General features: G+C 63.6%; 21 protein-coding genes, 1 tRNA gene and 3 pseudogenes. 7 read left to right on the forward strand and 18 right to left on the reverse strand.

Annotated features, from left to right (window positions below):
* Nucleotides 1-96: 96 nt before the first annotated feature.
* From KYK29_RS10720 to KYK29_RS10740, 6 genes and pseudogenes are all read right to left on the reverse strand, one after another.
* Nucleotides 97-1074 (reverse strand): FAD:protein FMN transferase, encoded by a 978-nt coding sequence (locus KYK29_RS10720; protein WP_254690904.1) that lies wholly within the window; start codon nucleotides 1072-1074, stop codon nucleotides 97-99.
* A pseudogene (locus KYK29_RS10725) lies at nucleotides 1055-3261 on the reverse strand (PepSY domain-containing protein). The gene KYK29_RS10720 and the pseudogene KYK29_RS10725 overlap by 20 nt, the downstream one beginning before the upstream one ends.
* Before the next feature lie 12 nt (nucleotides 3262-3273).
* On the reverse strand, nucleotides 3274-3744 hold the full coding sequence (locus KYK29_RS10730) for a DUF2271 domain-containing protein (RefSeq protein ID WP_254690905.1): 471 nt from the start codon (nucleotides 3742-3744) through the stop codon (nucleotides 3274-3276).
* Between the two features lie 263 nt (nucleotides 3745-4007).
* On the reverse strand, nucleotides 4008-4340 hold the full coding sequence (locus tag KYK29_RS22570; protein ID WP_367880988.1) for a DUF6920 family protein: 333 nt from the start codon (nucleotides 4338-4340) through the stop codon (nucleotides 4008-4010).
* Nucleotides 4341-4853: a cytochrome b gene (locus KYK29_RS10735; protein ID WP_254690906.1), complete on the reverse strand. Its 513-nt coding sequence runs from the start codon at nucleotides 4851-4853 to the stop codon at nucleotides 4341-4343.
* Between the two features lie 43 nt (nucleotides 4854-4896).
* Nucleotides 4897-5292, reverse strand: a complete 396-nt coding sequence (locus KYK29_RS10740; protein ID WP_254690907.1) for a PepSY domain-containing protein — start codon at nucleotides 5290-5292, stop codon at nucleotides 4897-4899.
* A gap of 142 nt (nucleotides 5293-5434) precedes the next feature.
* On the opposite strand from KYK29_RS10740, the gene KYK29_RS10745 reads away from it, so the two are divergent.
* Nucleotides 5435-6094: a response regulator transcription factor gene (locus KYK29_RS10745; RefSeq protein WP_254690908.1), complete on the forward strand. Its 660-nt coding sequence runs from the start codon at nucleotides 5435-5437 to the stop codon at nucleotides 6092-6094.
* Nucleotides 6091-7422, forward strand: a complete 1332-nt coding sequence (locus KYK29_RS10750; protein WP_254690909.1) for a sensor histidine kinase — start codon at nucleotides 6091-6093, stop codon at nucleotides 7420-7422. The genes KYK29_RS10745 and KYK29_RS10750 overlap by 4 nt, the downstream gene beginning before the upstream one ends.
* A gap of 106 nt (nucleotides 7423-7528) precedes the next feature.
* Here the strand turns inward: KYK29_RS10750 and KYK29_RS10755 are convergent, their stop codons facing one another.
* On the reverse strand, nucleotides 7529-7834 hold the full coding sequence (locus KYK29_RS10755) for a PepSY domain-containing protein (RefSeq protein ID WP_367880989.1): 306 nt from the start codon (nucleotides 7832-7834) through the stop codon (nucleotides 7529-7531).
* 384 nt (nucleotides 7835-8218) lie between these two features.
* Between KYK29_RS10755 and KYK29_RS10760 the strand changes: the two genes are divergently transcribed.
* A complete protein-coding gene (locus KYK29_RS10760; RefSeq protein ID WP_254690910.1) occupies nucleotides 8219-9478 on the forward strand; it encodes an MgtC/SapB family protein in 1260 nt (419 codons plus the stop codon).
* 29 nt (nucleotides 9479-9507) lie between these two features.
* Here the strand turns inward: KYK29_RS10760 and KYK29_RS10765 are convergent, their stop codons facing one another.
* The 7 genes from KYK29_RS10765 to KYK29_RS10795 form a co-directional block, all read right to left on the reverse strand.
* Entirely contained in the window at nucleotides 9508-11499 is a 1992-nt protein-coding gene (locus KYK29_RS10765) for a heavy metal translocating P-type ATPase (protein ID WP_254690911.1), read from the reverse strand.
* 2 nt (nucleotides 11500-11501) lie between these two features.
* On the reverse strand, nucleotides 11502-12197 hold the full coding sequence (locus KYK29_RS10770; protein ID WP_254690912.1) for a VIT1/CCC1 transporter family protein: 696 nt from the start codon (nucleotides 12195-12197) through the stop codon (nucleotides 11502-11504).
* 416 nt (nucleotides 12198-12613) lie between these two features.
* Entirely contained in the window at nucleotides 12614-12994 is a 381-nt protein-coding gene (locus KYK29_RS10775) for a hypothetical protein (RefSeq protein WP_254690913.1), read from the reverse strand.
* Between the two features lie 14 nt (nucleotides 12995-13008).
* On the reverse strand, nucleotides 13009-13701 hold the full coding sequence (locus KYK29_RS10780) for an ABC transporter ATP-binding protein (protein ID WP_254690914.1): 693 nt from the start codon (nucleotides 13699-13701) through the stop codon (nucleotides 13009-13011).
* 5 nt (nucleotides 13702-13706) lie between these two features.
* Nucleotides 13707-14840: an ABC transporter permease gene (locus KYK29_RS10785; RefSeq protein ID WP_254690915.1), complete on the reverse strand. Its 1134-nt coding sequence runs from the start codon at nucleotides 14838-14840 to the stop codon at nucleotides 13707-13709.
* Nucleotides 14837-15982, reverse strand: a complete 1146-nt coding sequence (locus tag KYK29_RS10790; RefSeq protein ID WP_254690916.1) for an efflux RND transporter periplasmic adaptor subunit — start codon at nucleotides 15980-15982, stop codon at nucleotides 14837-14839. Before KYK29_RS10790 ends, KYK29_RS10785 begins: the two co-directional genes overlap by 4 nt.
* Before the next feature lie 3 nt (nucleotides 15983-15985).
* Nucleotides 15986-16582, reverse strand: a complete 597-nt coding sequence (locus KYK29_RS10795) for a TetR/AcrR family transcriptional regulator (protein WP_254690917.1) — start codon at nucleotides 16580-16582, stop codon at nucleotides 15986-15988.
* Between the two features lie 227 nt (nucleotides 16583-16809).
* Here KYK29_RS10795 and KYK29_RS10800 point away from each other — a divergent pair.
* From KYK29_RS10800 to sthA, 4 genes and pseudogenes are all read left to right on the forward strand, one after another.
* Nucleotides 16810-16938 (forward strand): annotated as a pseudogene (locus tag KYK29_RS10800) (transposase); the annotation flags it as partial.
* 265 nt (nucleotides 16939-17203) lie between these two features.
* Nucleotides 17204-17431, forward strand: a complete 228-nt coding sequence (locus KYK29_RS10805) for a helix-turn-helix transcriptional regulator (RefSeq protein ID WP_254690918.1) — start codon at nucleotides 17204-17206, stop codon at nucleotides 17429-17431.
* Between the two features lie 103 nt (nucleotides 17432-17534).
* Nucleotides 17535-17699, forward strand: a pseudogene (locus KYK29_RS10810) (JAB domain-containing protein); the annotation flags it as partial.
* 133 nt (nucleotides 17700-17832) lie between these two features.
* Nucleotides 17833-19239, forward strand: a complete 1407-nt coding sequence (gene sthA / locus KYK29_RS10815) for a Si-specific NAD(P)(+) transhydrogenase (RefSeq protein ID WP_254690919.1) — start codon at nucleotides 17833-17835, stop codon at nucleotides 19237-19239.
* Between the two features lie 99 nt (nucleotides 19240-19338).
* Here the strand turns inward: sthA and tig are convergent, their stop codons facing one another.
* The 4 genes from tig to KYK29_RS10835 form a co-directional block, all read right to left on the reverse strand.
* Nucleotides 19339-20820 (reverse strand): trigger factor, encoded by a 1482-nt coding sequence (gene tig, locus KYK29_RS10820; RefSeq protein WP_254690920.1) that lies wholly within the window; start codon nucleotides 20818-20820, stop codon nucleotides 19339-19341.
* Nucleotides 20821-21097: 277 nt separating this feature from the next.
* A tRNA-Leu gene (locus tag KYK29_RS10825) sits at nucleotides 21098-21182 on the reverse strand.
* Nucleotides 21183-21313: 131 nt separating this feature from the next.
* Nucleotides 21314-21901 carry a GDYXXLXY domain-containing protein gene (locus KYK29_RS10830; RefSeq protein ID WP_254690921.1) on the reverse strand — a complete coding sequence of 196 codons (588 nt, stop codon included), beginning with the start codon at nucleotides 21899-21901 and terminating at the stop codon, nucleotides 21314-21316.
* Nucleotides 21902-21903: 2 nt separating this feature from the next.
* Entirely contained in the window at nucleotides 21904-23007 is a 1104-nt protein-coding gene (locus KYK29_RS10835) for a DUF2157 domain-containing protein (RefSeq protein WP_254690922.1), read from the reverse strand.
* Nucleotides 23008-23710: the final 703 nt, after the last annotated feature.

The raw sequence follows: 23710 nt of genomic DNA on the forward strand, positions 1-23710 counted from the left end.
ACGTCCTACTCTTTCAGGTGCGGCAGGTAGATGTAGCGATTGAGATATTCCCGCAGATTCTTGAGCGACAACCGTGGCTTGAGCTGCGCGCCGGTGCTAGTGAGCGTCACCATGATCATGGGAAGGGTCGAATATCGATCCAACCGCTGTGGACTGAAGTGTGCTTTCGGCACCACGCGATAAAAATAGTGCATTCAGACGCTCGCGCTCGGCAAGCTGCGTTCCAGCTTTCGGGCCGAGGACCATCAGAGCCGTAGCCCAAGCATCGGCTTCTGCGCAGGTTCGCGCGATGACGGTGACGGAGGCCGGCGGTTCAGGTAGGGGTGCCCCGCGGCGCGGGTTCATCGTGTGCGACAATCGTCGGCCTCCGGCCATGAGCCAATGCCGGTAGTCGCCGGAGGTTGCGACTGCTGCGTCCTGCAAGGCAAGGATCGAATGCGGAGCGCGGCGGTCGGGATCGGGCGCCTCGACAGCGATCACCCACGGCTCACCGGCGGGATGCAGGCCGAACGCGCGCATCTCGCCATCAATCCCGACCAGACCTGAAGCGATGCCGAAGCCGTGCAGCACCTCGGCCAGCCTGTCCACGCCGTACCCCTTGGCGATACCATTGAGGTCGAGGTCCACAGGTGCCAATCTTCGCACCCTTCCACCGTCGACATCCAGCTCCACGATCTCATGGGCGGGCGGATGCGGCATTTCGAGCGCCTTTCGAATTCGGGCCTCGTCGACCGCTTCCGGACCGAATCCCCATGCACGCACAGCCGCACCGACGCCGACATCAAACGCACCGCCCGAGGCGCGGCCGATATCGAAGGCGAGCCGCAGCACTTCCACCAGGCAGGGCGGAACGCTTATCCACGCACCGGGACGGCCAGCATTCAAGCGCATGAGATCGCTGTTCGGATTCCAGGTCGACATTTGCGTGTCGACTTCACTCACGGCGGCTTGCAACGCCTGCCGGACCGCTTCCGAGTCAAGGCCATCCGGCGCATAGAAAGACGCCGACCAGCGTGTATCCATCGTCGGTCCGTTCATTGAGAGCCGTTTCTGTTCAGTAGATGTCTTCAACATAGCGTCCCTGCGCCTTCAGCAAGCTCGGCGTCAGCCCCATCGGGGCAAGAATGTCGCCGAGCGCTGTGGAAACACCAGCCGCCATATCCCGGCCGCCGCAGACCATGATCCGAGCGCCTTCGCGCACGAGACGCACGATCTCTGTCGCCTCATGGCGCAGACCATCCTGGACGTAACGAGGGTTTCGCCCGCGCGAGCAGGCCGGCACGATCCGCCAGAGGCGCCCTTCTGCTTGCCAGTTCGCAAAATCCTCGCGATAGAGAAAATCGCTGTCGGGATGGCGCATGCCGAAAAATAGATAAACCGGCCGGCATCGTGCATTGGCGCGCACGAAGCCCGCAAGAGGACCGATCCCCGTTCCGGCTCCGATCAGGATCAGCGGCCTGCGCGTGGTTCCGGCATGGAAGCCGGGATTGCGCCGAACGAAGCCCCTGATCCGATCGCCGGGCCTCAGTTCGTAGAGTTGACCCGAGCACAAGCCGGCCGGATGCTTCTTCACGACGATCTCGACGAAGCCGTCGCGGCGGCCCGAAGCCAGCGAATAGAACCTGGGAACAGCCGAACCTTCGGGCAGATGCCAAGCAGATCGCCGGCGACAAAATTGCCGGGCGCGCAGCCGACAAGCCGCTGCCAGAGCGCAGCCTGTGGCAAGGCAAATCGCAGGATGACCGTGGGAGCCTGCACCTCGGCGCCATAGTCGCGGCGCGAGACGAGCGTCAGATCGATGGAGGCGGGTTGTACCGGCTGATGGACGAGATCGAGGTCGAGACCTGTCGCCGCGCCCAATGAGCGGCCCCAACGGGCGAAATCCTGTGGTGACTGCCGGTCCACCGTGTCGAAGGGAATGAGCGTCTCCCAGCCTTTACGCTCCGCGGTTTCGGTAACGGCTCGCGCATAGGCGCAATAGCCGGGAAAGCTGCGGTCGCCGAAGCCAAGCACAGCCATGGGGATCGCCGGAGCGGCGGCAAGAGCGTTCATGCGTTCGAGGAACCCTTTAGCAGAGGCAGGGGCATCGCCATCGCCATAGGTGGCAGCAAGGATAAGGATACGCCTGGCCCGCCCGTAGCGCGCGGGATCGAAGGCGGACATCGGGACAGCGTGGACAGTCTGGCCTGCCTTGGAGAGCACCGCATGAAGCGTTGCCGCAAATCCCCAAGTGGTGCCGCTCTCGCTGCCGACCAGCAGGATCGTCTCGGCACGGCTGGCAGGAACATTGCCGCGAATGCGAGGTCGCCCGCGCCAAACGGCAAGCCACAGGATGAAGCCCGTCGCAGCCATGACCGGAACGCCGAGCGCCATCAGTCCGAGAACCAGCCCCAATGTGGCCGCTCCTTGTCCGGTGTGCAGCATGTAGATCGTTTCTGAGACTAGCTGCCATCCGGTAAGATCGGTCCATGCCAGGAGCTTGCCATCGCCCTGATCGATGTAGCCGGTTCCTTGATCGGTTTTCAGCGTGAAGACAGCGCCCGCATCATCTGGCGTGGGAAACGACAGGCTGCGCAATTCGGCGACGGGTATGGCCCGAAGGGCGGCCATGTCTGCGACAGCCATGCCCGTTCGACCGCTCGCATCCGTCTGCGCAATCGGAGATGCGGCTTCATCCGGCAAAAGATCGAAGGTCGAGGCCGTCATCCACAGGGCCGTGGCTGAGGACAGCAACAATCCGGCGACTGCCAGCCGTGCGATCTCGACATGCAGCCTTCCGGAAAGCGGGCCGCGCATCGGCGAGAACCAACGCTGCCAGCCTCCGGCCCGGCGCGCGACAAGCACCACTCCGGAAATCGCCAGCATCATCATTGCGGCCGCGCCTGCGGCTGTCACCATGCGGCCGCCATCTCCAAGAACCAGCGACCGATGCAGGTTCGTCAGCCAGCGTTCGACCGGATGCGGATCGGCAGATGCGATGCTTTGCCCTGTCACCGGATCGATCATCGCCGCCTGTGCGGCGCCGTTCTCGAACCAATAGGCAGTGATCCGGCCCGACGGCGCTCGCCGTATCTGTTCTAGTTCGGGATGGGCGGCCTGGATGCGCCCCGCCACATCGGCGACGGACACCGCCGCCGTGGCCTGCGGCGAAGACAGGCGCTCGACGGCCGGGAAAATCGAGAGGGCTGCGCCGCTAAGGCTGAGCACCAGAAGCAGAAGCCCGGCGATGAGCCCCGGCCAGCGGTGAATGAGACGAGACATACCGTTCACCGCCTAGCGGGAATAGGCGAGCGAGGCGACATAGAGCCGGCCACGCGCGGGCGTCCCTGCGCCGTCACTCGTCAGCGGGATCGCTACGTCGTTCGGGCTGTCGCGCATGTCTTCCACGGCGGCATCGACATGCAGCGTATAGCCCGCGTCGAATAGCGCATCGGCCAGGTCGAGCGAGATTTCCAGCGTGCGCCCAGCACCAACGCTGGCGCCGGTGATACCATCAATCCCGGAGGGATTACCGCCCGTCGCACGATACCAAGCCGACAGGTGCCCGTAATATTTCGACTTGCCCCCGGCGACCCAGACCGTGCCTGCGTACTTCCCCTGTGGATCGGTGACATAGAAGGCGAGATAGGCCCCGTCTCCGCCATACTGGTTCAATGTGGTCGTCACCGTGATGGGACGGGCCATCGCGAGGCCAGGAAGGGTCAGCGCCGTCGTCAGCGCCAGTGCCGCAAAAATGGATTTCATGCCGATCTGCCTTTTCCAGAGAAGCGGATCGCGGATAACCAATTGGTTCGAGATCCGGCGCCCCACTCTGGCAAGGCCACCTGAGCATCACCTGACAGCAAAAATATTTTTGCTTCAGTGTTTCGTCAGGAAGCGATGAAATACCAAACGCCTAGAAAGAACAAAACCGCAGATCGGTGGTCAGGTCAGCGGTCGTGTTCCTAGCGAACGCCATGCTCGGTGTTTGTCGCGGACGCGAAATCTGAAGTTGCGCTGGTATTGGTCTAGCCGTGGGCAAGCGGAATAAGGCCAAGTGCCGTTGCCTCAAGTGCCGGAGTTCCATCCGAGAAGGCGTCCGTAATCCTGATCAAGCCAAAGGGGACGGTCCTGGCTTGCCAGTGGAATCCGCATTGGCTTAGCCGGATTGTTTGCCTGGCGGAGAACGGCCGGAATGCCTGATGGGCTCCGAACCGCATCGAGCCCGTTTGCGTCAGCCGAACCGTTTCGTCCACAAACTCTTCTCGAGCGCCCAGGCGCTCGGCAAGATCCCCGACACCGTAGGCAATGGCGGCGGGGACCCTGGCGGCTTGTTTATCGCAGGCTTCAATCGGAAACACTCAACGCAGGGACATGCGCCGCAGCGTGCCATCGCGCAGGACGAACTGGTGCCAGATGGCCATCAGGGCGTGCAGTCCGGCGAGGATGAGGATGATGGTTCCGGCATTCTCATGCAATTCGGCGATCAGGCCGGGGCGCCCCTGAACGGGCGCGGTGAGCGCAGGAAGCTGCAAGCCGAAGAACGATACTGAGACACCCATGCGTGAAGCCGTGTACCAGCCAGTGATCGGCAGCGCGATCAAGAACAGGTAGAGCACCGCGTGCCCGGCCTTCGCGGCAGCCGCGAGCCAACCTTGCGCATCGGCTTCGGGCGTGCGGCCGGCCACCCGCAGGACTAGCCGGGGCAACATCAGGGCGAGCACCGCAAGCCCGAGCGAAAAGTGCAGCAGGGGCGGGTTCTCGGCGATCTTGCGACCGCCCTCGGCCGTGAACCAGGCGCCGAGCACCAGAAGGGCGGTTAGCCAGTGGATGACGATCATGCTCGCCGAATAGCGATGCGGCTTGTCGGGCATATTGAGGTCTCCTTGAGATGCGCCGGAGCGAAAGTGCGGCGGCTTATTTCACGACAGCCTTTGGCCGCGTATTCGTCCCGAGCAGGCCGTCCGCAGACGCTTCGCCGGCGGTTTCCGGCTCGATGCCCTGCGTCCGTTGGCGCTTTGCTCCGTGATGGTCGTCATCCCGATCCTTGTAGCGCAGCTTGACGATTTCGAGCGTCGCAGGGTCGATCTTGGCTTTGAAGGGGCGACCTCCTTCATCGGTTCCGCGGATTTCGTAGCAGCCGTCGTCGATCTTGATCCGGGTGACGGTCCAGCCCCGCCCAGCCGCCATCGTCTGCACCGCCTCGCGCGGCTGCCACTGCTCCATCGGAACGTGGCAATCGTCGTCCGCCCTTGCGGTTCCTAACCCGGCCAACGTCAGAACGAGGATTGCCGCCACCATCTGCTTCATCATCTGATTGTTCCCGATCAACGTGATATAGCCACAACTATGGCAGGTTATGCTGACGAATCGCTGAAGCAGCGGCTGGCACCCCTTCAGCAAACCGACAGGTTCAAACCGTAGAAAAACAACAGAAAGGGGAACCGATCCAAAGATGAGAGTCTTGCTCGTTGAAGACGATGCGATCCTCGGCAAGGCCGTTCGCGATCACATCGCCGCCAGCCATTCCGTCGATTGGGTGAACCGGCTCGACGCCGCGCGCGAGCATCTCGATAGCGCGGCCTACGACCTCATCATGCTGGACCTGATGCTTCCCGACGGGCTGGGTGTCGGCTTCCTGCGAAAACTGCGTGCCGCAGGAAGTGTGACGCCGGTCATCATCCTGACGGCGCTGGACCAGATTTCCGACCGCATCGAAGGACTCGACGCCGGCGCCGACGATTACATGATCAAGCCCTTCGATCTTTCGGAGTTATCGTCGCGTTTGAACGCCGTAGCGCGGCGCTACAGCGGCAATCCCAATCCCCTCATCGAGATCGGCGACCTGTGCGTCGATCTTGCCGCCAAAACCGTGAAGCGCGGCGGGCGCTCCGTCGAACTGACCGGACGGGAATGGGCGCTGTTCGAGACCTTCCTGCAACGGCCGGGCGTCGCGCTGACCAAGGCCCAGCTCGAGGACCGGCTCTATGCGTTCGGTGCCGAAGTGGAGAGCAACACGATCGAGGTCCATGTCAGTCGGCTGCGCAAAAAGCTGGGGCATACTGTCATCGATACGGTTCGCGGCATCGGTTATCGTCTCGGAAGCGCGCGATGAAACGCCCGAAAAGCCTGCAATGGCGGCTTTCGCTATGGCTCGGCCTCGGCATGACGGTGCTTTGGGCAGTCGCCGCCGTGGTTACGGGTTGCAGGCTGCACAATGAGATGAACGAAGTCTTCGACAGCGCACTCGAGGAAACCGCGCAACGGATACTGCCGCTTGCGGCGCTCGAAATCCTCGGGCGTGATGCCGACGATTCGGAGCAGCGCGTGGCGACGCTGCGTCAGCATGACGAATACTTCACCTATGTCGTACGTGACGAAGCGGGCAAGGTTCTACTCAGCTCGCACAATGCGGATCTGGCGGTTTTTCCGCCATTCTCGGGAATGGGCTTCACCGATACGCAAACCCATCGGCTCTATTCCGACGCCGCGCTGCAAGGCAGCCTCACGATCACCGTCGCCGAACCGCTTTCTCATCGGCGAATGGCGGCAGAACACGCCTCACTGGATCTCGCCCTGCCACTCGGCATTATCGTTCCCCTCAGCCTCCTCGGTGTCTGGCTCATCGTTCGGCTGTCGATGACTCCCGTCCGGGCTTTCCGATCACAGATCGAGGCGCGCGGCGGCGGCGATCTTGCTCCGGTCAAAGCCGACAACCTGCCTTCCGAGGTGGAACCAGTCGCTCATTCGGTGAACCGGCTTCTTGAACGCCTGAAACGGACATTGCAGGCGGAACGCACGCTGGCGGCGAAATCCGCCCATGAACTACGAACGCCGGTCGCGGCTGCACTGGCACAAGCGCAAAGGATGATCATCGAGGCTACCGATGACACGACCCGCGAACACGCGCGCGACATGGAAACTGCCCTGCGGCGTCTTTCCCGGCTGACCGAAAAGCTGATGCAGCTTGCAAGGGCCGAGGGCGGCCGCCTGCTGGCGGAGAAGCCTGTCGACATCGCAGTCATCCTGCGCATGGTCGTCAGCGAGTTCGGCGAACACACCCCTGGCGCCGGTCGGGTCGAGCTGATGCTTCCCGACAATCCGGTATCCGCCAATATCGATCCGGACGCCTTCGCCGTTCTGGCGCGCAACCTCATTGAAAACGCCCTGAAGCATGGCGACCCGAAGGAGCCTGTCAGCGTCGCGCTATCGGCTGAGGGCACCCTGCAAGTCACGAATGCCGGTCCGGCCGTGCCGGCGGAGACGCTTGCCCGACTGTCCGAGCCTTTCGAGCGGGGCCAGTCAGATGCGGACGGCGCGGGTCTCGGCTTGGCCATCGCCAAAACGATCGCCGCTGGCACGGGCGGCAGGCTTGATCTGATCTCGCCGATAGAGGGGCGGCGGGACGGTTTCGCGGCCGTATTTTTCTCCGGCAAGCAATAGCGCAACCAGCAGCCTGCTCCCGTTAGCCCAGATACGGCGAAGGCACGCACGCCTCGGAATGAATGCCTTTGCCGACCGTCCGGACGCGTCTCGACTACGCGTGGCCCTATTTCTCCTTCCGTGGCGCACCCCCATCGTCACCGAGGCGTTTGACCTTTCCATCAACAACCTCCAGGGTCGCCGGGTCGACTTTGACCTTGAGGATGTTGCCGCTGGCATCGGTCACCCGAAGCTCGTAACAGCCGTCGTCGATCTTCATCCTGTCAATGGTCCATTCGAAGTCGCTGGCAAGCTTCGCCAGCGCTTCGAACGATTGCCTCTTTTCGGGCGATACATCGCATGCCTCGCCAGCAAGGGCGGCGCCAGCCGGCAGCATCACCAGCAATGCAAGCATCGTGAAAGACTTTTTCATGGTTCCAACTCCTCAGTTGCCCTCATCTACGCGTGCAATCATGCAACGCCTTGCTGATGGGCTCCTGAAGAACGATGATAATTCCTGTCAGCTTCCAGTCAGCGAGGCCGCGTGGCAGTCGATACCGACAATGGGCTCAGCGCACCAAGTGACCTGAAGGATGGCTTTGGGGATAATCCTCTGTCGACGGGTAATGCAACACCGGCGATGCGGCGAAAACGCGGGCATCTCGAACCTTGACAAGAACTGGGCCAGCCTTTCGGGCGTGATTGTAAATCGCTGTTCGTTGTCCGATAGATACACTGGTTCCTTTCGAAGCGTCATGGGCTCCCGAATGGTACCACCAGATGAAATTGGTCTTTCGCGGGAGTGTGCCAGCAAATCATGGACGGGGACGCCCTTCTCAGCCGCCTGGCGGTTTCGCTATCGATCGGCTTGCTGATCGGTCTCGAGCGCGGCTGGCGCACCAGAAATGACGAAGACCATCAACGTGCGGCGGGATTGCGCACCTTCGCGCTTTCGGGGTTGATCGGCGGCGTCGCCGGCGCGCTGGCGCAGCAATTCGACTCGGCCGCCATCATCGGCTTGGCTTTTCTGGGGTTCACAGGGGCTTTCGCCACGTTTCACTGGCTGGAGGCGCAGGCCGAGCGAAACTACAGCGCGACCTCCGTGATCGCTGGCATGTCGACCTTCCTGCTTGGCGCCCTCGCCGTCGTGGGCGATGTGGCGGCCGCCGTCGCCGGCGCCGTCGCGACGGCCGTGCTGCTGGCGCTGCGCGATCAGTTGCACCGTTGGGTCGCATCGTTGAGCTGGAGCGAAATCCGCTCGGGCTTGACGCTTCTGGCTATGACGTTTCTGCTGTTGCCGGTCCTGCCAAATCGGCCGATCGATCCGTGGAACGCGATCAATCCGTATGAAATCTGGCTGCTTACGATCCTGATCGCGGCCGTGTCCTTTGCCGGATACGTCGCCGTTCGCGTATTCGGGGACCGGCTGGGCGTGCTCACGGCGGCGGTCGCAGGGGGGCTCGCATCTTCAACGGCCACGACCGCGACACTGGCGGCCCTGGCTCGGCGCCGCAGCGAAGCCGCCGCTCTACTTTCCGGCGGAGTGCTCCTTGCAGGGGTGGTCATGATCGCGCGCGTTGCGATCATCGCCACCGCGCTCAATCCGTCCCTGCTGCCGCACCTCCAATGGCCGCTCCTCATTGGCGGCGGCGTCCTTGTTCTCGGGGCTGGGCTTCTGCTTCTCCAAAGTAGCGGCGCCACGGAACAGCCGGAATTGAAGATCACCAATCCGCTCGAACTGGCGCCGGCCATCAAGATGGGCGCGCTCATCACCGCCGTCATGTTGATCTCGCAATTGCTTCAACAATCGTTCGGAAACGCGGGCATCTTCGCGACGGCCGCGATCTCGGGGATAGCGGATGTCGATGCGATCTCGATCTCCATGGCGCGAATGTCTCTACAGACGATCGAGCCGAAGCTTGCGGCCCAGGCGATCCTGGTCGCGGTCGGTGTGAATTCGCTCGCCAAGGCCGTCCTGGCCGCATGGCTTGGCGGCTACAAACTCGGGGTTCGCGTGGGAGCCGTCAGCACGCTCGGGGTTGCTGCGGGCATAGTGGCGTCGCTGAAACTCGCTTGATTTCCAGGGCTGTCGGACCGCATTTCCCCTTACGACGCCTGGAGGCTGTCATGGACTTCGCCTGGCACTTTTGGAACAGACGCCGAAACGTTTCGTTCCTCCGGTGTGCGGCGCTTAGGCGTTACCTCGTCCGCGTTCCGCCGGATATGGTCCGAGAGCAGGCGCAAGCCGTTCAGGACGACCAGCACGGTCCCGCCTTCATGCCCGACCACCGCCAGCGGCAGCGGCAGATCAAAGAACAGCCCGCTCGTGACGAGCACCAGCATGGCGCCAATCGCGACAGTGAGGTTCTGCCGGATGACAGAGGCGGTGCGCCGCGCCAGCCGGTGCGCCTCCGCCAGTTTCTTCATGTCTTCCGACAGCAGCGCCACATCGGCCGCCTGAAGGGCGACATCCGAACCGGCCGCACCCATGGCGATGCCCACATCGGCCCGCGCAAGGGCGGCCGCGTCGTTCACGCCGTCGCCGACGAATGCGACTTTGCCGCGTTCCGCCAGTTCACCGATTTGGCGCACCTTGTCCTGTGGCAGCATTTCGGCGTGGATCTCGTCTGGGCCGAGGCCGAGTTCCGCACCGATGCGCAGGGCCACCGGGCGACGGTCGCCGGTCATCATAAAGATGCGGCGCACGCCGCCGGCGCGTAGGGCGGCGAGCGCCGGAGCGGAACTCACCCTCGCCTCGTCCGCCACGCTGACGGCACCCAGAATGGTCGATCCTCGCCCCAGATAGATGACAGTTTGCGCGTTCTCCTCCAGTTCACGGAATTCGGCGCGATCGGTGGACGCATCCATTTCCCCGGCGAGATAAGAATTTCCGGCCCAGACAGGGCCAACCTCGTCCTGCCCGACGATTCCGGCGCTGGGACGGGAGCTGACATCCATGACTTGCGCCGGTTCGATCCCGTGTATAACTGCCTCGCGGCGGATCGCTGCGGCGATGTGATGCTCGGAATGGGCTTCGAGCCCCGCCAGCAGGGACAGGAAGCGCCGATCCTCACCGTCCAGCGTAATGATCCGCGTCACCTGCGCACGGCCGTTGGTCAGCGTGCCTGTCTTGTCGAAGGCGAAGGTATCGACGGCCGCCAGCATTTCGAGCGCGCCGCCGCCCTTGAACAGAACGCCGCCCCGCGCCGCCGCCGAGAGCGCCGACAGGATCGCCGCCGGCACCGATATGACGATCGCACAGGGGCTGGCCGCGACCAGCAGCGTCGCGGCCTTGTAGAGCGCCTGCTCCCAATCGCGGCCGAGCCAGTAAAAGACGGCGAAGGCGAGAACCGCGCCGATGAGGACCGCGACGGTATAACGCTGGCCAAACCAGGCGCTGAACCGTTCGGACGGCGCTTTCGCCTCCTGGGCCTCGGTGACCAGCCGGATCATGCGCGCGATCGTGCTGTCGCCGATCGTTCTCGCTATCGTCACTTCCAGGATGCCGTCGAGATTGACGGTGGCTTCGAACACCTGCTGGCCCGGCTCCTTGGAGACGGGCATGGATTCGCCGGTGATGTTGGCCTCGTCGATGCCGCCGCGCCCTTGCAGGATGACGCCGTCGGCAGGCACCCGGGCGCCCGGCCGCAGGATCACCACGTCGCCGACGGCAAGCTCCGCGGCGGGAACCTCCGTGACCGCACCGTCGGCGTTCTTGCGGAACGCCGTCTCGGGGCGCAGCGCCATCAGGGCTTCGACCGCGCGGCGCGCGCGCCCGAGCGCCTGGTGTTCGAGCGTCGTCGACACGCTGAACAGCGTCAGCAGCACGGCACCTTCGAACGGCGCGCCGACGATCGCTGCGGCGATCGCGGCGACCACCATCAGGAGGTCGATGTCGAGGATATGCTGCCGCCACAGCGCTGACAGGGCCGTCCACGCGGCGGGAAGCCCGCCGGCGGCATAGACGAGCGCCAGTCCCGGCCACCGCAGGACACCAAGTGCCTCGGCTGGCGGCCAGGTCCCGACCGTCGCCAGGATCATGCCCAGCACTGTCAGGAGCGACATCAGCATCGGGATATCTAACGACAGGCGTCTCATGATCAGACCGCCCGGCCGATAAGGGCGCCGATGGCCGCTGTCGACGCCATGGCCACCGCGCCCCAGAAGACGACCCGAACAGTCGGTTTCCAGATGCCGGCGCCGCCCGCGCTCGCACCAACCGCCCCGAGCGCGGCAAGCCCGACGAGACAGGCGATGGACACTGCCCATACGACCGCTCCCGCCGGCGCGAGCAGCGCCACGACCAGCGGCAGCGCCGCGCCCACGGAAAAGGTCGCCGCGGATGTGAAGGCCGCCTGGACGGGCCGCGCCATCACATGGCTCGACAGTCCGAGTTCGTCGCGCGCATGCGCCTCGAATGCGTCCTTCGCCATCATTTGCTTAGCCACCTCAAGGGCGAGATCCGGCGCGACGCCGCGCTGCTCGTAGATCGCAGCGAGTTCGGCTAGTTCCGCCTCCGGCTGCGTGGCCAGTTCGCGGCGCTCGCGCGCCATGTCGGCTTCTTCCGTGTCGGCCTGTGAGCTGACCGAGACATATTCGCCGGCCGCCATTGACATGGCTCCGGCCACCAGCCCGGCAACGCCCGCCACAAGGACCTCGTGAGGGCCGGCGGTCGCCGCCGCCACGCCGACGATAAGGCTCGACGTCGAGATCAACCCGTCATTGGCCCCAAGCACCGCCGCCCGAAGCCAACCGATACGTTCGATAAGATGATTCTCTTTGTGTAAAGTGCGCATAGAATTTGTTCCAGTGTGCGATCGGTCGGCCCCGAGGCACCGCCCATTCTACGGACGCTCGTGAAAGCGTGGCCGATCGATTGCCCGACATCCATATTAGAACTATTCTAAATATGTGGCATGGACATTGAGATTGATCAATATGTTAGATTTATTCTAATCTGCAAGACGTCATCCATAGAGCGTGCTGGCGTTTGAAGCGCCCGACCATCATATCGACGAGCGCCAATCCCGGAAGATCTGGCACGCCGAGGCCGTTGTAGGGGAACCACCTGCCGGCTGCGGCCGCTGCCAGGCCGAGAACAGTGACCACTGAGCGGACCAGCGACAGGTCGATCGGCAAAACGCTTCATTTCAGGCTCCTGGCTGGTGCGGTCACGGCCTCGGCCGCCGACGCTGGCTGGGCAGGGAAATCGTCAGGCAGCTTTTTTAGACCGCAGCGCAAGTGTCGCGATGACGATCCAGATGCCGGTGCGCAGGACCATCGCACCCATGGTGCGCGCCTCCCACGCGCCGCCGGAGCCGACATGCCAGAGAAAGGCGGCGAAGACGGCCGCCGTTGTCACGGCGATGGCGAGCGACAGCATCGGCGCCCAGTTCGTGCCGCGCCACAGGCCGACCCCGGCGAGGACATAGGCAAATCCCGCAACGAAATTGAACCACAGCACGAAGGGTACAACAGCCCCCATGTCCACGCTGCCGAACAGCGCCCTGCCACCCGAGACGATTGTCAGCAGGCCGAAGATCGCCGCGACGGCGGCGGCGATGGTAAGGGCGCGGGATCGTCTTGCGGGCATGGAGCGGCTCCGGGTCAGGCGTCGGCGAGACGGCCGTCGCGCAGGTGGATCAGGCGGTCGAAACGGTCGAAGATCTTTTCGTCGTGGGTGACGGTGACGATGCAGGCTTCCTGCTCGACGGCGAGCTTGCGCATCAGGTCCATCACAAGCCCGGCCCGCGCGCCGTCGAGCGCGGCGGTGGGCTCGTCGGCGAGGATGATGCGGGGACGGTTGGCGAGCGCGCGAGCGATCGCTACGCGCTGCGCCTCGCCGCCGGAAAGGAGTGCAGGTTTGACCTTTGCGCGGTGGCCGACTTCCAGATAGTCCAGCAATTCGCGCGCCCGCACCCGGCCTTCCTCAGCGTGAAGGCCGGCAAGGTCGAGCACGACCGCGACGTTCTCCTCGGCAGTCAGGAACGGCAGCAGGTTGTGCGCCTGGAAGATGAAGCCGATCTTGTCGAGCCTGAGACGTCTCAGGTCGCGGCGCAGCCATCTGCCGTCGAACACTGGCTCGCCGTCGAGCACCACCCGTCCCGCCGAGGGGGCGAGGATGCAGCCGATGATGTTGAGCAGCGTCGTCTTGCCCGAGCCCGAAGGTCCGAGCAGCGCGATCACCTCGCCGGCGCGCACGGTAAGGTCGACCGCGCGTAAGGCGTCGACGCGGGTCTCGCCCTCGCCGAAATGCTTGGCCACGTTCGAGACTTCTATGAGAATGTCGCCGAGCGCCATGTCGGTCAGCTCCCGAGCGCTGTGGCCGGGTCGACCTTCATCGCCGCCCGCACGCCGAGCGCCGAGGACAGCAGGCAGACGGCGGCGATGATGCCGGCAAGGACCATGACGTTGAACGGCTCCAGCACCACGCGGCGGGGAAAGTAGTCCTTCACGCTAAGGATCAGCATCAGGCCGATCGCCCAGCCCGAGGCGCCGAGGATCAACGCCTGCTGCACGATCAGCGCGACGATGGTGCGGTCGGGGGCGCCGATCAACTTCAGCGTGGCGATCTGCTTCAGCTTCTCCATCGTCATCGTGTAGATGATGAGCGCGATCACCACGGCGCTGACGGAGAGTAGGATGCCGAGGAACAGCCCGATCTGGCGGCGCGCCTTGTCCACCACGGAAACGAGCAGCAATTCCTCCTGTTCGACCTGGGTCAGGGCGGCGAGGTGCTTCCACTGGCGCACGGTGGCGGTCAACAGATCGACATCGGCGCCGGGCGCCATGCGGGCGATGACGGCCGCCACCGATGCGGACTTGACGGAAACCGCCCCGCGCGCCGCCTGCACCCGCTGGGCGGCCGGGTCCAGTTCAGTCTGGAGCGCCATCGCGTCGGCGAGCGTCACGTAGACCGCCGGGTCGCCGCCCGAGTTCATCGCGCCGTCGACCAGTCCGACCACGGCGAAGCGGTTGCGCCCGAGCCGGATCGTCTCGCCGGGCAGAAGGCCGGTCTTGCGGTCGGCGACCAGCTCGAAATGGCCGGCGCCGATGCCGCGCCCCTCGGCGATTCGCTGCGGTCCGCCGGGCCGGCCCGGCTCGTAGCCGACGACGTAGAGCCTGAGCGTGCGCCCGGCATGCGGCGCCTCGACGTTCTGGTAGTTGACCGCACCGGCCTCGGCGACGCCGGGCATCCTCGCCACCGCATCGCGCGTATCGGCTGGGATGCTGGACGCCTCCGCGAACGGCCCCTTGGTTCCGGCCTCCACCACCCAGACATCGGCCGCCGGCGCCTTCACCACCGCCAGCGCGTCCGAAACGAGGCCGTTGTAGATGCCGATCATCGCCAGCACGACGGTCATCAGCAGCCCCAGTCCGAAGCAGGTGAGGACGAAGCGGAACAGACCGTGGCGGATGTCCTTGAGCGCAAGGTTCATGGCGTATCCTCGGGGCGGGCACGTCTGCCCTCGGCCACGTCCTTCGGCGGTCGGGCGACGATCGCCGCCCCTTCGGACAGACCGCCCGCAACTTCGACACGGCCGCGATCGTCGCGGGCGCCGAAGGTCAGTTGCGCCCGCGCGAGGCGGCCGTCCTGCACCGTCCACACCGCGCCGCGATGGCCGTCGAAGCCGGTGATCGCCACCTCGGGAACCATAAGCGCGCTTTCCCGGCTGCCGGTAGTGATACGTACCTCGGCCTGCTCGCCCAGAAACATCTCGGCGGGACAGTCGGTGCAGGTCAGCCAGACGCGGCGTTCCTCGTTCACCCGGTCGCTTTCGATGCCGATGCGGACGATGGTGCCGTGGAACTCGGCCGACGGCTGCGACCGCAGCCGGATCGTGCCCGGCTTGCCAAGGGCAAGCTGGCCGGCGCGCTCCTCGTCGACATAGGCTTGAATCCAGATGGTGGCCGGGTCGATCAGCGTGAAGATCGGATCGCCCGCCTTCACCACCGTGCCCGGCTCCGCGTGGCGGGCGACGACCAGCGCATCGTAGGGTGCGACCAGCCGGTGATGGGCGAGAATGGCTTCCTCCTGTCGCAGGGCTGCGGCGGCATCCGCACCTTGCGCCCGGATCACCGCCAGGTCCGCTTCCGCGACCGCCAGATCGGCGCGCGCCACGTCCTCGTCGCGCTGTGCTTCCTCGGCGCGCTGGGCCGAGGCGACGTCGCGCTGCACCAGCCCCTGCTGACGACGATTCGCCGTCTCGCGCTCCGCGAGCATCGCGCGGGCGCGCACGACTGCGGCATCGGCCTTGGCGAGATTGGCCTCATTGGCCGCCACTGCTGCATGGGCGCGCGCCACCCGCGCCTCCTGCTCGGCAGAGTGAAGGACGGCCAGCTCCTGTCCCCGGATCACGCTGTCCCCGGCATCGGCGGCGAGAGAGGTCAGGGCTGCACCCACCTCGAAGCCGACGCGGCTCAAGATCCGCGCCTCGACGGTGCCGAGCCCGTAGATGCGAAGGGCTACATCGCGTTCAGGTCGAACGACCGTCACCGCCAGCGGCCGTTCGGTGAAGAACAGAAAGCCTGCTCCGACAGCCAAGGCCAGAACAATGCCCGAAAGCCAGACGCGCTGCATCGCCTATTCTCCCCTTGCAGCCAGAAGGCGGCATTGCACGTCGAACAGCCGCAACCCCTCTTCGCGCAGGTCGAAATCGCGCGCGCCGAGCGCCCAGCGGATCGCCACACCCTGCACGAGCGACGTCAGCAGCACCGCCACATCGTCCGGCATGACATCGCCCCGCAGAACCCCTGCTTCCTGTCCCGTACTGACCTCGCGCGCGAGCAGGCGGTGAAAAGCCTTGAGCGTGCTGTTGAACGTGGCGCGCAGCTCCGCATTGGTGACATTCAGCTCGCGCGAGAACAGCAGCATGGGAAGTGCGGGGGTGGCGGCGATCTGCGCAAACTGCGCGGCAATCAGGGCACGCAACCTGGCGATAGGCTCATCGCCATGGCCCAATGCGTCGTCCCATGCCTCCTCCAGACCTTCGGCCACATGCTCGGCCACAGTCTGCCAAAGCGTGTCCTTGGTCGGGAAATGCCTGAACAGCGCCGCCTGGGTGATGCCGATCGACGACGCCACCGCTCCGGTCGTCACACGGTCCGGCCCGATGCTGTCAGCCAATCCCAGGAGGGCGGCGACGATCTCGGCCTTGCGAAGCTCCGCCCGCTTGCGCATAGATTTCCCTATTGTTAGTTATCAGACACTAACTAATATGATAGACCCTTACGCTATGTCAATCGCAAGCGACCCTGTATGAATCACTAGCCAAGAGGTCCGTATGCGCTGCTCGCTATGGGGTATAGTTGACGACAGGTGTAGAGAGCAGGTTCGGGAAAACTGGACAGGTTGGATAAGTGGAGTTTCTGCCTAAAGGCGGCGTGATGGCCGCGATAGGAGAGACCATGGCGAAACGACTGCGGCGGAACCACACGCCGGCTTTCAAGGCGAAGGTGGCCCTTGCAGCCGTGAGGGGCGAGAAAACAATCGTCGAGCTGAGGCAGCAGTTCGACGTGCTCCCGAACCAGGTCAGTATGGGCAATTTTTAACTCGGGATCGCCGAGCCCGGTCGCTCGACCGGCCTATATCTAACCCTGATTGTCCGTGCTCCCTACGAGGATCAAATCAGGCTTCCCCGATTTCCCTCAGCGCTGCATGGTCGTTCGTGCAACAGCGTGAGCGACCAATAACAGGCAAGCCCAACGGTGACTTCGGGTGACATTGCACTCAGGGAACTAGCCTCGCGCTCGATGACCATCGAATGAGCGACACCACGTTGTCGACCGAAGGAGGCTAACATTGGACAACAAATTTCTTACCCCGGAGGAAGTCTCGGAACGCTATCGCGGCGGCGTCTCGGTTGGAACGCTTCGGAACTGGCGGGCGATGAAGATCGGCCCGTCGTTCGTTAAGATTGGCAAAGCCGTCCTCTATCCGATCGACGAGCTTGAGGCGTGGGACGAAAAGAATAGAGTGAGTTGCCGCGCATCAAGGCGACTCACTGAACTCACGGGTGATCAGCTGTGATGATCACGATTGGTCATTGGGAACATGCCCCATTCCCCGGCACCACCTTCACGGAATCCCAGAAAAATATCTGTAGTATCAATGTGATACGGAATTCGGTGGAATGATCCACAACCACCCCTCCGGCGATCCGACGCCGTCGCGGGCCGACATCGATATGACGAAAACGATCGTCGATACGGCGCGCCCGCTTGGCATAACGGTGCATGACCACATCATCATCGGCAAGGATGGCCATGCCAGCCTCAAGGGATTGAGACTCATGTGAAATCGAAGCATCGAAGGCGGCGGCTTCATCGAGCTGAAACGCTTTCGTGCGATATGCGGTTGACGCAAGCCTCCAGGAGCGGAACGCCGGCTGCAAAAAGCCCGTTTCCGCCCGCAAGCACTGGGACCACACTATGCAGGAATACGATCTCATCGTCGTCGGCAGCGGACCGGCAGGCCGGCGCGGCGCCATCCAGGCCGCCAAGCTCGGGCGCTCCGTTCTGGTGATCGAGCAGGGCAAGCGGGTCGGAGGCGTCTCGGTGCATACCGGCACCATTCCCTCCAAGACGCTCCGTGAAACCGCGCTCAATCTTTCCGGCTGGCGCGAGCGCGGCTTCTATGGCCGCGCCTATCGGGTGAAGCAGGAAATCAGCGCCGACGACCTGCGCCGCCGGCTGCTGATCACCCTTGATCACGAGGTCGAGGTTCTGGAGCATCAGTTCGCCCGCAACCGCGTGCAGCATATTCGTGGCAAGGCGAGCTTCGTGACGCCGGATACGCTGGAAATCCACAAGGACGATGGCGAAACGCTGCATGTCACCGGCAAGAGCATCATGCTTGCGGTCGGCACCAAACCCTATCGTCCGGAAAATATCCCCTTCGACGGCGTGAGCGTCCTGGACAGCGACGAGCTTCTGGATATCCGCGATCTGCCGCGATCCATCGCGGTGATCGGCGCGGGCGTCATCGGCATCGAATATGCCACCATATTCAGCGCGCTCGACCTGCAAGTGACCGTCATCGACCCGAAGCCGGCCATTCTCGACTTCATTGACAGGGAGATCGTCGAAGACTTCATCTACCAGCTTCGCGACCGCAGCATGAAGCTGATTCTCGGGCAACTGGCGGAGAGCGTCGAAAAGCTCGACAACGGAAAATGCTGCATCACGCTCGATAACGGTCGTCGCGTCGTTTCCGACATGGTGCTCTATGCCGCCGGACGGGTGGGAGCGACCGACAGCCTGAACCTTCCGGCTGCGGGGCTTACGGCCGATTCGCGCGGCCGACTCAATGTCGACCCGGAAACCTTCCAGACCGACGTTCCGCATATCTATGCGGCTGGCGACGTCGTCGGTTTTCCAAGCCTCGCCTCGACTTCCATGGAGCAGGGCCGCATCGCCGCCCGCGTCGCCATCGGAGCGATCGCCAAGGAGCCGCCGAAATATTTTCCCTACGGCATCTATGCCGTGCCGGAAATCTCCACCTGCGGCCTGACCGAAGAGGAAGTGAAGGAGCGCGGCATCCCCTATGAATGCGGCATCGCCCGCTTCCGCGAGACCTCGCGCGGCCACATCATGGGACTCGATGCAGGGCTTCTCAAGATGATCTTCTCGCTGAAGACCCGGCGGCTGCTTGGCGTCCACATCGTCGGGGAAGGCGCCACGGAACTGGTCCACATCGGCCAGGCGGTCCTGAACCTCAAGGGAACCGTGGAATATTTCGTCGAGAACACCTTCAACTATCCGACGCTGGCCGAAGCCTACAAGATCGCCGGCCTCGACGCCTGGAACCGCATGGGCGACCCCTTCCAGATGGGATGAGGAGGCAGCCGCCTGTAGCGACCCGCTCACATCCGAAAAAGAAACCGCCCGCAACCTTCGCTGCGGGCGGTTTTTCTTTCTGCGACCCGGAAGCGCCGATTACTCGGCGTTGTCCTCGGCAGCCTTCTTCTTCGGAGCGGCCTTCTTCTTCGGAGCGGCTTCCTCGCCTTCGGCTGTTTCTTCAGCCTTGGCGGCGGCCTTCTTCTTCGGGGCGGCCTTCTTGGTTTCCTTTTCGGAGGTCTCGGCCTCGTCGTCGGCCATCAGTTCTTCCTTGGAAACCGTCTTGTCGGAAACCTTGATCTCGCTCAGCAGGTGATCGACGACCTTTTCCTCGAAGATCGGAGCGCGCAGCGAGGCGGCGGCGCCGGGGGTCTTCTGGAAATACTCGATGATCTCCTTTTCCTGGCCGGGGAACTGGCGGAGCTGTTCGAACAGCGAGCGCTGCATTTCCTCGTCGCTCACCTCGACGCCGGCCTTTTCGCCGATTTCGGAAAGAACGAGGCCCAGGCGGACGCGGCGTTCGGCCAGCTTGCGATATTCCTCGCGGGCTTCTTCTTCCGTCGTGTCCTCATCGGCGAAGGTCTTGCCGGACTGTTCCAGATCGGTGTTGATTTGACGCCAGATATTCTCGAATTCCGCATCGACCAGCCGCTGCGGCGTGTCGAACTTGTACATCTCGTCAAGCTGGTCGAGGATCTGGCGCTTGACCTTCTGGCGCGTCATTGCGCCATACTGGCTTTCGATCTGCCCGCGAACGACTTCACGCAGCTTGTCGGCGGATTCGAGGCCGAGCTTCGTGGCGAGATCGTCGTTGATTTCCAGAGCGGCCGGGGCGGCGACGTCCTTGACCGTGATGTCGAAGGTGGCGTCCTTGCCGGCAAGATGCGCGGCCGGATAATCGGCGGGGAAGGTGACGGTGATGACCTTCTCGTCGCCTGCCTTGAGGCCGGCGAGCTGCTCTTCGAAACCGGGGATGAAGCGCTTGGAGCCGATGACCAGTTCCGCGTCTTCGTCCTTGCCGCCGTCGAAGGCTTCGCCGTCGACCTTGCCGAGGTAGTCCAGGGTGACGCGGTCGCCTTCGGCGGCCTTGCCCTTCTTGCTCTCGTAGGTCCGGGCGCTTTCGGCGATCTTCAGGATCTGCTCGTCGACTTCCTTGTCGTCGATCTCGACCACTTCACGGGTGACGGAAATGCCGGAATTATCCTTCAGCTCGATGGCCGGGATGACTTCGTAGGACAGGGTGAACTCGAAATCGGCTTCGGCGGCAAGAATCTTCTCCGCCTCGTCCTGATCTTCCGTCATCGCGATTTCCGGCTGCGTCGCGGACTTCTCCTCGCGCCCGGACAGGATCGACGACGGCCGATCGCGGATGATCTCGTTGACGAGTTCCGCCATGACCGACTTGCCGTACATCTTCTTGAGATGCGTGAAGGGCACCTTGCCCGGACGGAAGCCGTTGATGCGGACACGGTCCTTCATGTCCTCAAGACGCTCGTTCATCTGAGCTTCCATGTCCTTGGCCGGGATGACGACCTTGATTTCGCGCTTCAGCCCTTCAGCGAGCGTTTCGATAACCTGCATGTTCAAACCTTTATTTCGAGTTGGCGGTACTCAACCGGCCGTCCGGTTCTATGGCGAGCACCCCGCCGGGTCCATTTGCCGGCAGTGGCTTTACTGAATTCGGTCGCCTTTTGGCAAGCAAAATGGCGCTTTCTCCAGCGCCGCTCGCCATTTCCGGCGCGCAAAGGACGCTGTAGAACCAAGAAACCGCCGCATGGCCCCTTCAATCCTGCCGATTGGCCGGATCATGCAACGATGCTCCACGCCGCGAAACCGTCTTTCGGCGTTTCTGCGGCTCTGGTGCGGGTAGAGAGACTTGAACTCCCACGCCTTGCGGCACCAGAACCTAAATCTGGCGTGTCTACCAATTTCACCATACCCGCGCCCCAGAAACTGTCGCGCCGACGCCGGCAAGCCGATCCGCCGCAACGCTGCCCGAGCGCGGCGTCTCTATATCATCGGTTTCAGGCGGTTCAAAGGGGAAATGCGGGAAAATCGGGTATTCCGCGCCCGTTCAATAAAGCGGTTCGTCATAGACCGGCTCGCCGCGCAGGAGGATGCGGGCGATCTGCGGCGTTCCACCGGTGGAAACGCGGACCTCGACCTCCAGCGCCTGCTGGTTGTGCGCCTCCTCCAGCACCCGGCCCTCGCCTTCCGGCACGTAATAGCGCTCGATTCCATAACGGACGAACAGCCTGTCGGGAATCCGGCCTTCGGCTCCACCATGATAGATGAAGGGAAGCGTGCGCAGAACGACGCTGCCTTCCTCCGCGCGAAGATGGGCAAAGCTTGCCTCCGTCGCCTCGAAGTCGCCGCCGTCACCCGGCCTTACCCGCACCCACAGCCGGGCACGCCCGCTTTCCCGGGGCTTTTCTCCCGTCACGATGGCGGCCGGAATGACCGAAATCGGATAGGAGAGCGTCACATAGTCGCCGCGCAGAAGGTCGCGGGGGTCGACCGGCTGGGTCTTCAGGCGGATTTCTGCGCCATTGCGCAGGATCGTCGCCCGCCCCTCCACCATATAGCCGAGCACCGCCGTTTGCAGGGCAGCCACGATCATGGCGGCGGAAAGCGGCGGGAAGCGAAAGCGTGCAATGGTCATGATCAGGCTCCCGTTCGCCTCTTGCCGCCGGCAAAACGGCGCTCCAGCACAACGACCGCCCAGGCGATCAGGGCGACGACGACACCCGCCATCAGGAAGAAACCCGAGGTGCCGAGAATGGAGCCGACAGTGGCGGACGCCAGATAGAGGACTTCAAGCGCGAAGGCCAGATACGCAAGATAGCGCACCGCGCCGTTGTCACGGCCGGAAAAGGCGATGCCGGCCAGCGAAACGGCCAATGTGACGATGCCGATCAACAGGCGACCACCGGCGTCGTCATATTCCGCATGCAACGCCAGAAGACCGAGAAGCAAGACGAGATAGGCGTAGAATGCCGGTGCCGCGCCGGCGCTGCGGGCCAGCGGATGCAACGGCGATTGCGGCAAGGCGGCGGCCAGATAGGCGAGAGCGCCGCCTGCGGCGATGGCGAGCGCCGTGGAGAGCCACTCATATTCGCCGTAAACGATGGCCAGCCAGGTGACGAGCAACAGATAGGCGAGATGACGGGTTCGCCGCGCGCCGGTATAGCGAACCAGCAGGATCACCGCCACCGCCATCAGCGGCATGAGCCAGAGCAGCGGCCCCCCGGCGAGGGACGGGGCCGGCCATCCATCCGCGCCGGCGACCACGAAGGCGAGAAAGCCCGCAACGGTGGTCAGCGCAGCCGATCGGAAGAGCGCGGCGGCCGTCACCGCGCCGGCAAACCAGACAAGCATGGCCTGCGCCGCATCGCCGGAAAGATGATACATCTGCCCGACAAGCGAAATCGCCCCGCCAAAAGCAAGCGTTCCGACAACGAGGAGAGCCGCTGCGGTCCGCTCGAAGCCGCGCGTCTGCAAGACCGCGCCCAGGCCATAGGCGACCCAGATCACCAGCACGATACCGAAAAGCCGCAGGCTGCGCGGGATCGCCTCCCAGTTCGACGCCACCAGCAGCAGGATTGCCGTCGCCACCAGCAGCGCGGCGATGATGATCAACGTGCGGCCGAGACTGAACGCGCTTTCGCGTGAATCATATTCCTCCAGCAGGCGGTCGGACACCGATCCGTCAAGGAGACCCTGCGTCGTCCAGCGCTTCAGGTCGCGTTCAAGCCAGCTTCTATACATCGTCGATCCTGTCTTCGATCCTGCCGGAACGAACGATACAGGCCCGGGAGAAATTCGCCAGCGGGCAAGCGGGGCATGGCATCCTTATCCCCTCTTCGTTGCTTTCGGACAGGAGAAGAACATGGCATGCGTCAAGCGCATGGCAACCATGCCCATATTGCACTGCACAAATCCCGCTTCCCGTTCTATAAGAAGGGCAACGGATCGATGTTGATCCGGCCTTGCATCCGGCGCGGCGTTTCGTTCCAGCGAAGGTCAAGGCAAACGGAGCGGTCGTCCGCGGCATGATGCCGGAAGACCCGATGGCCGGAAACGGGTATCGACTGAAATTCGCCGCAGCGCCCTCCTCCTCCCAGCGCTGCCGCGATACGATTGGCAACACTTCTCCTCCCGGTTGCCAATCACCCTGAACGACGCCCGCCGGACCTCCTCCCCCGGCGGGCGTTGTTGCTTTGGCGGACGCCTCTCATCCCGACAGCATGGTTATGCGTACAACGCATGGGGAACCCGCTTCACCGGCACTCCCCGTCGAGGCGACTCTGGGCAATCTTCAGACTTGTGGCTTTATGCCCGAATTTTAGCCCGAATTTTGCCTGAATTTCTGCTTGACATGCGTAAAACGCATAGCTGATCTGCTGCAATATCGCTGTCTTTTTTCGTGCGAAAGCCTATATGTCAATCATCGAAAGCAAAGGCGCGGCGC

Source organism: Shinella daejeonensis (assembly GCF_024281235.1).
Taxonomy (GTDB): Bacteria; Pseudomonadota; Alphaproteobacteria; order Rhizobiales; family Rhizobiaceae; genus Shinella; species Shinella daejeonensis.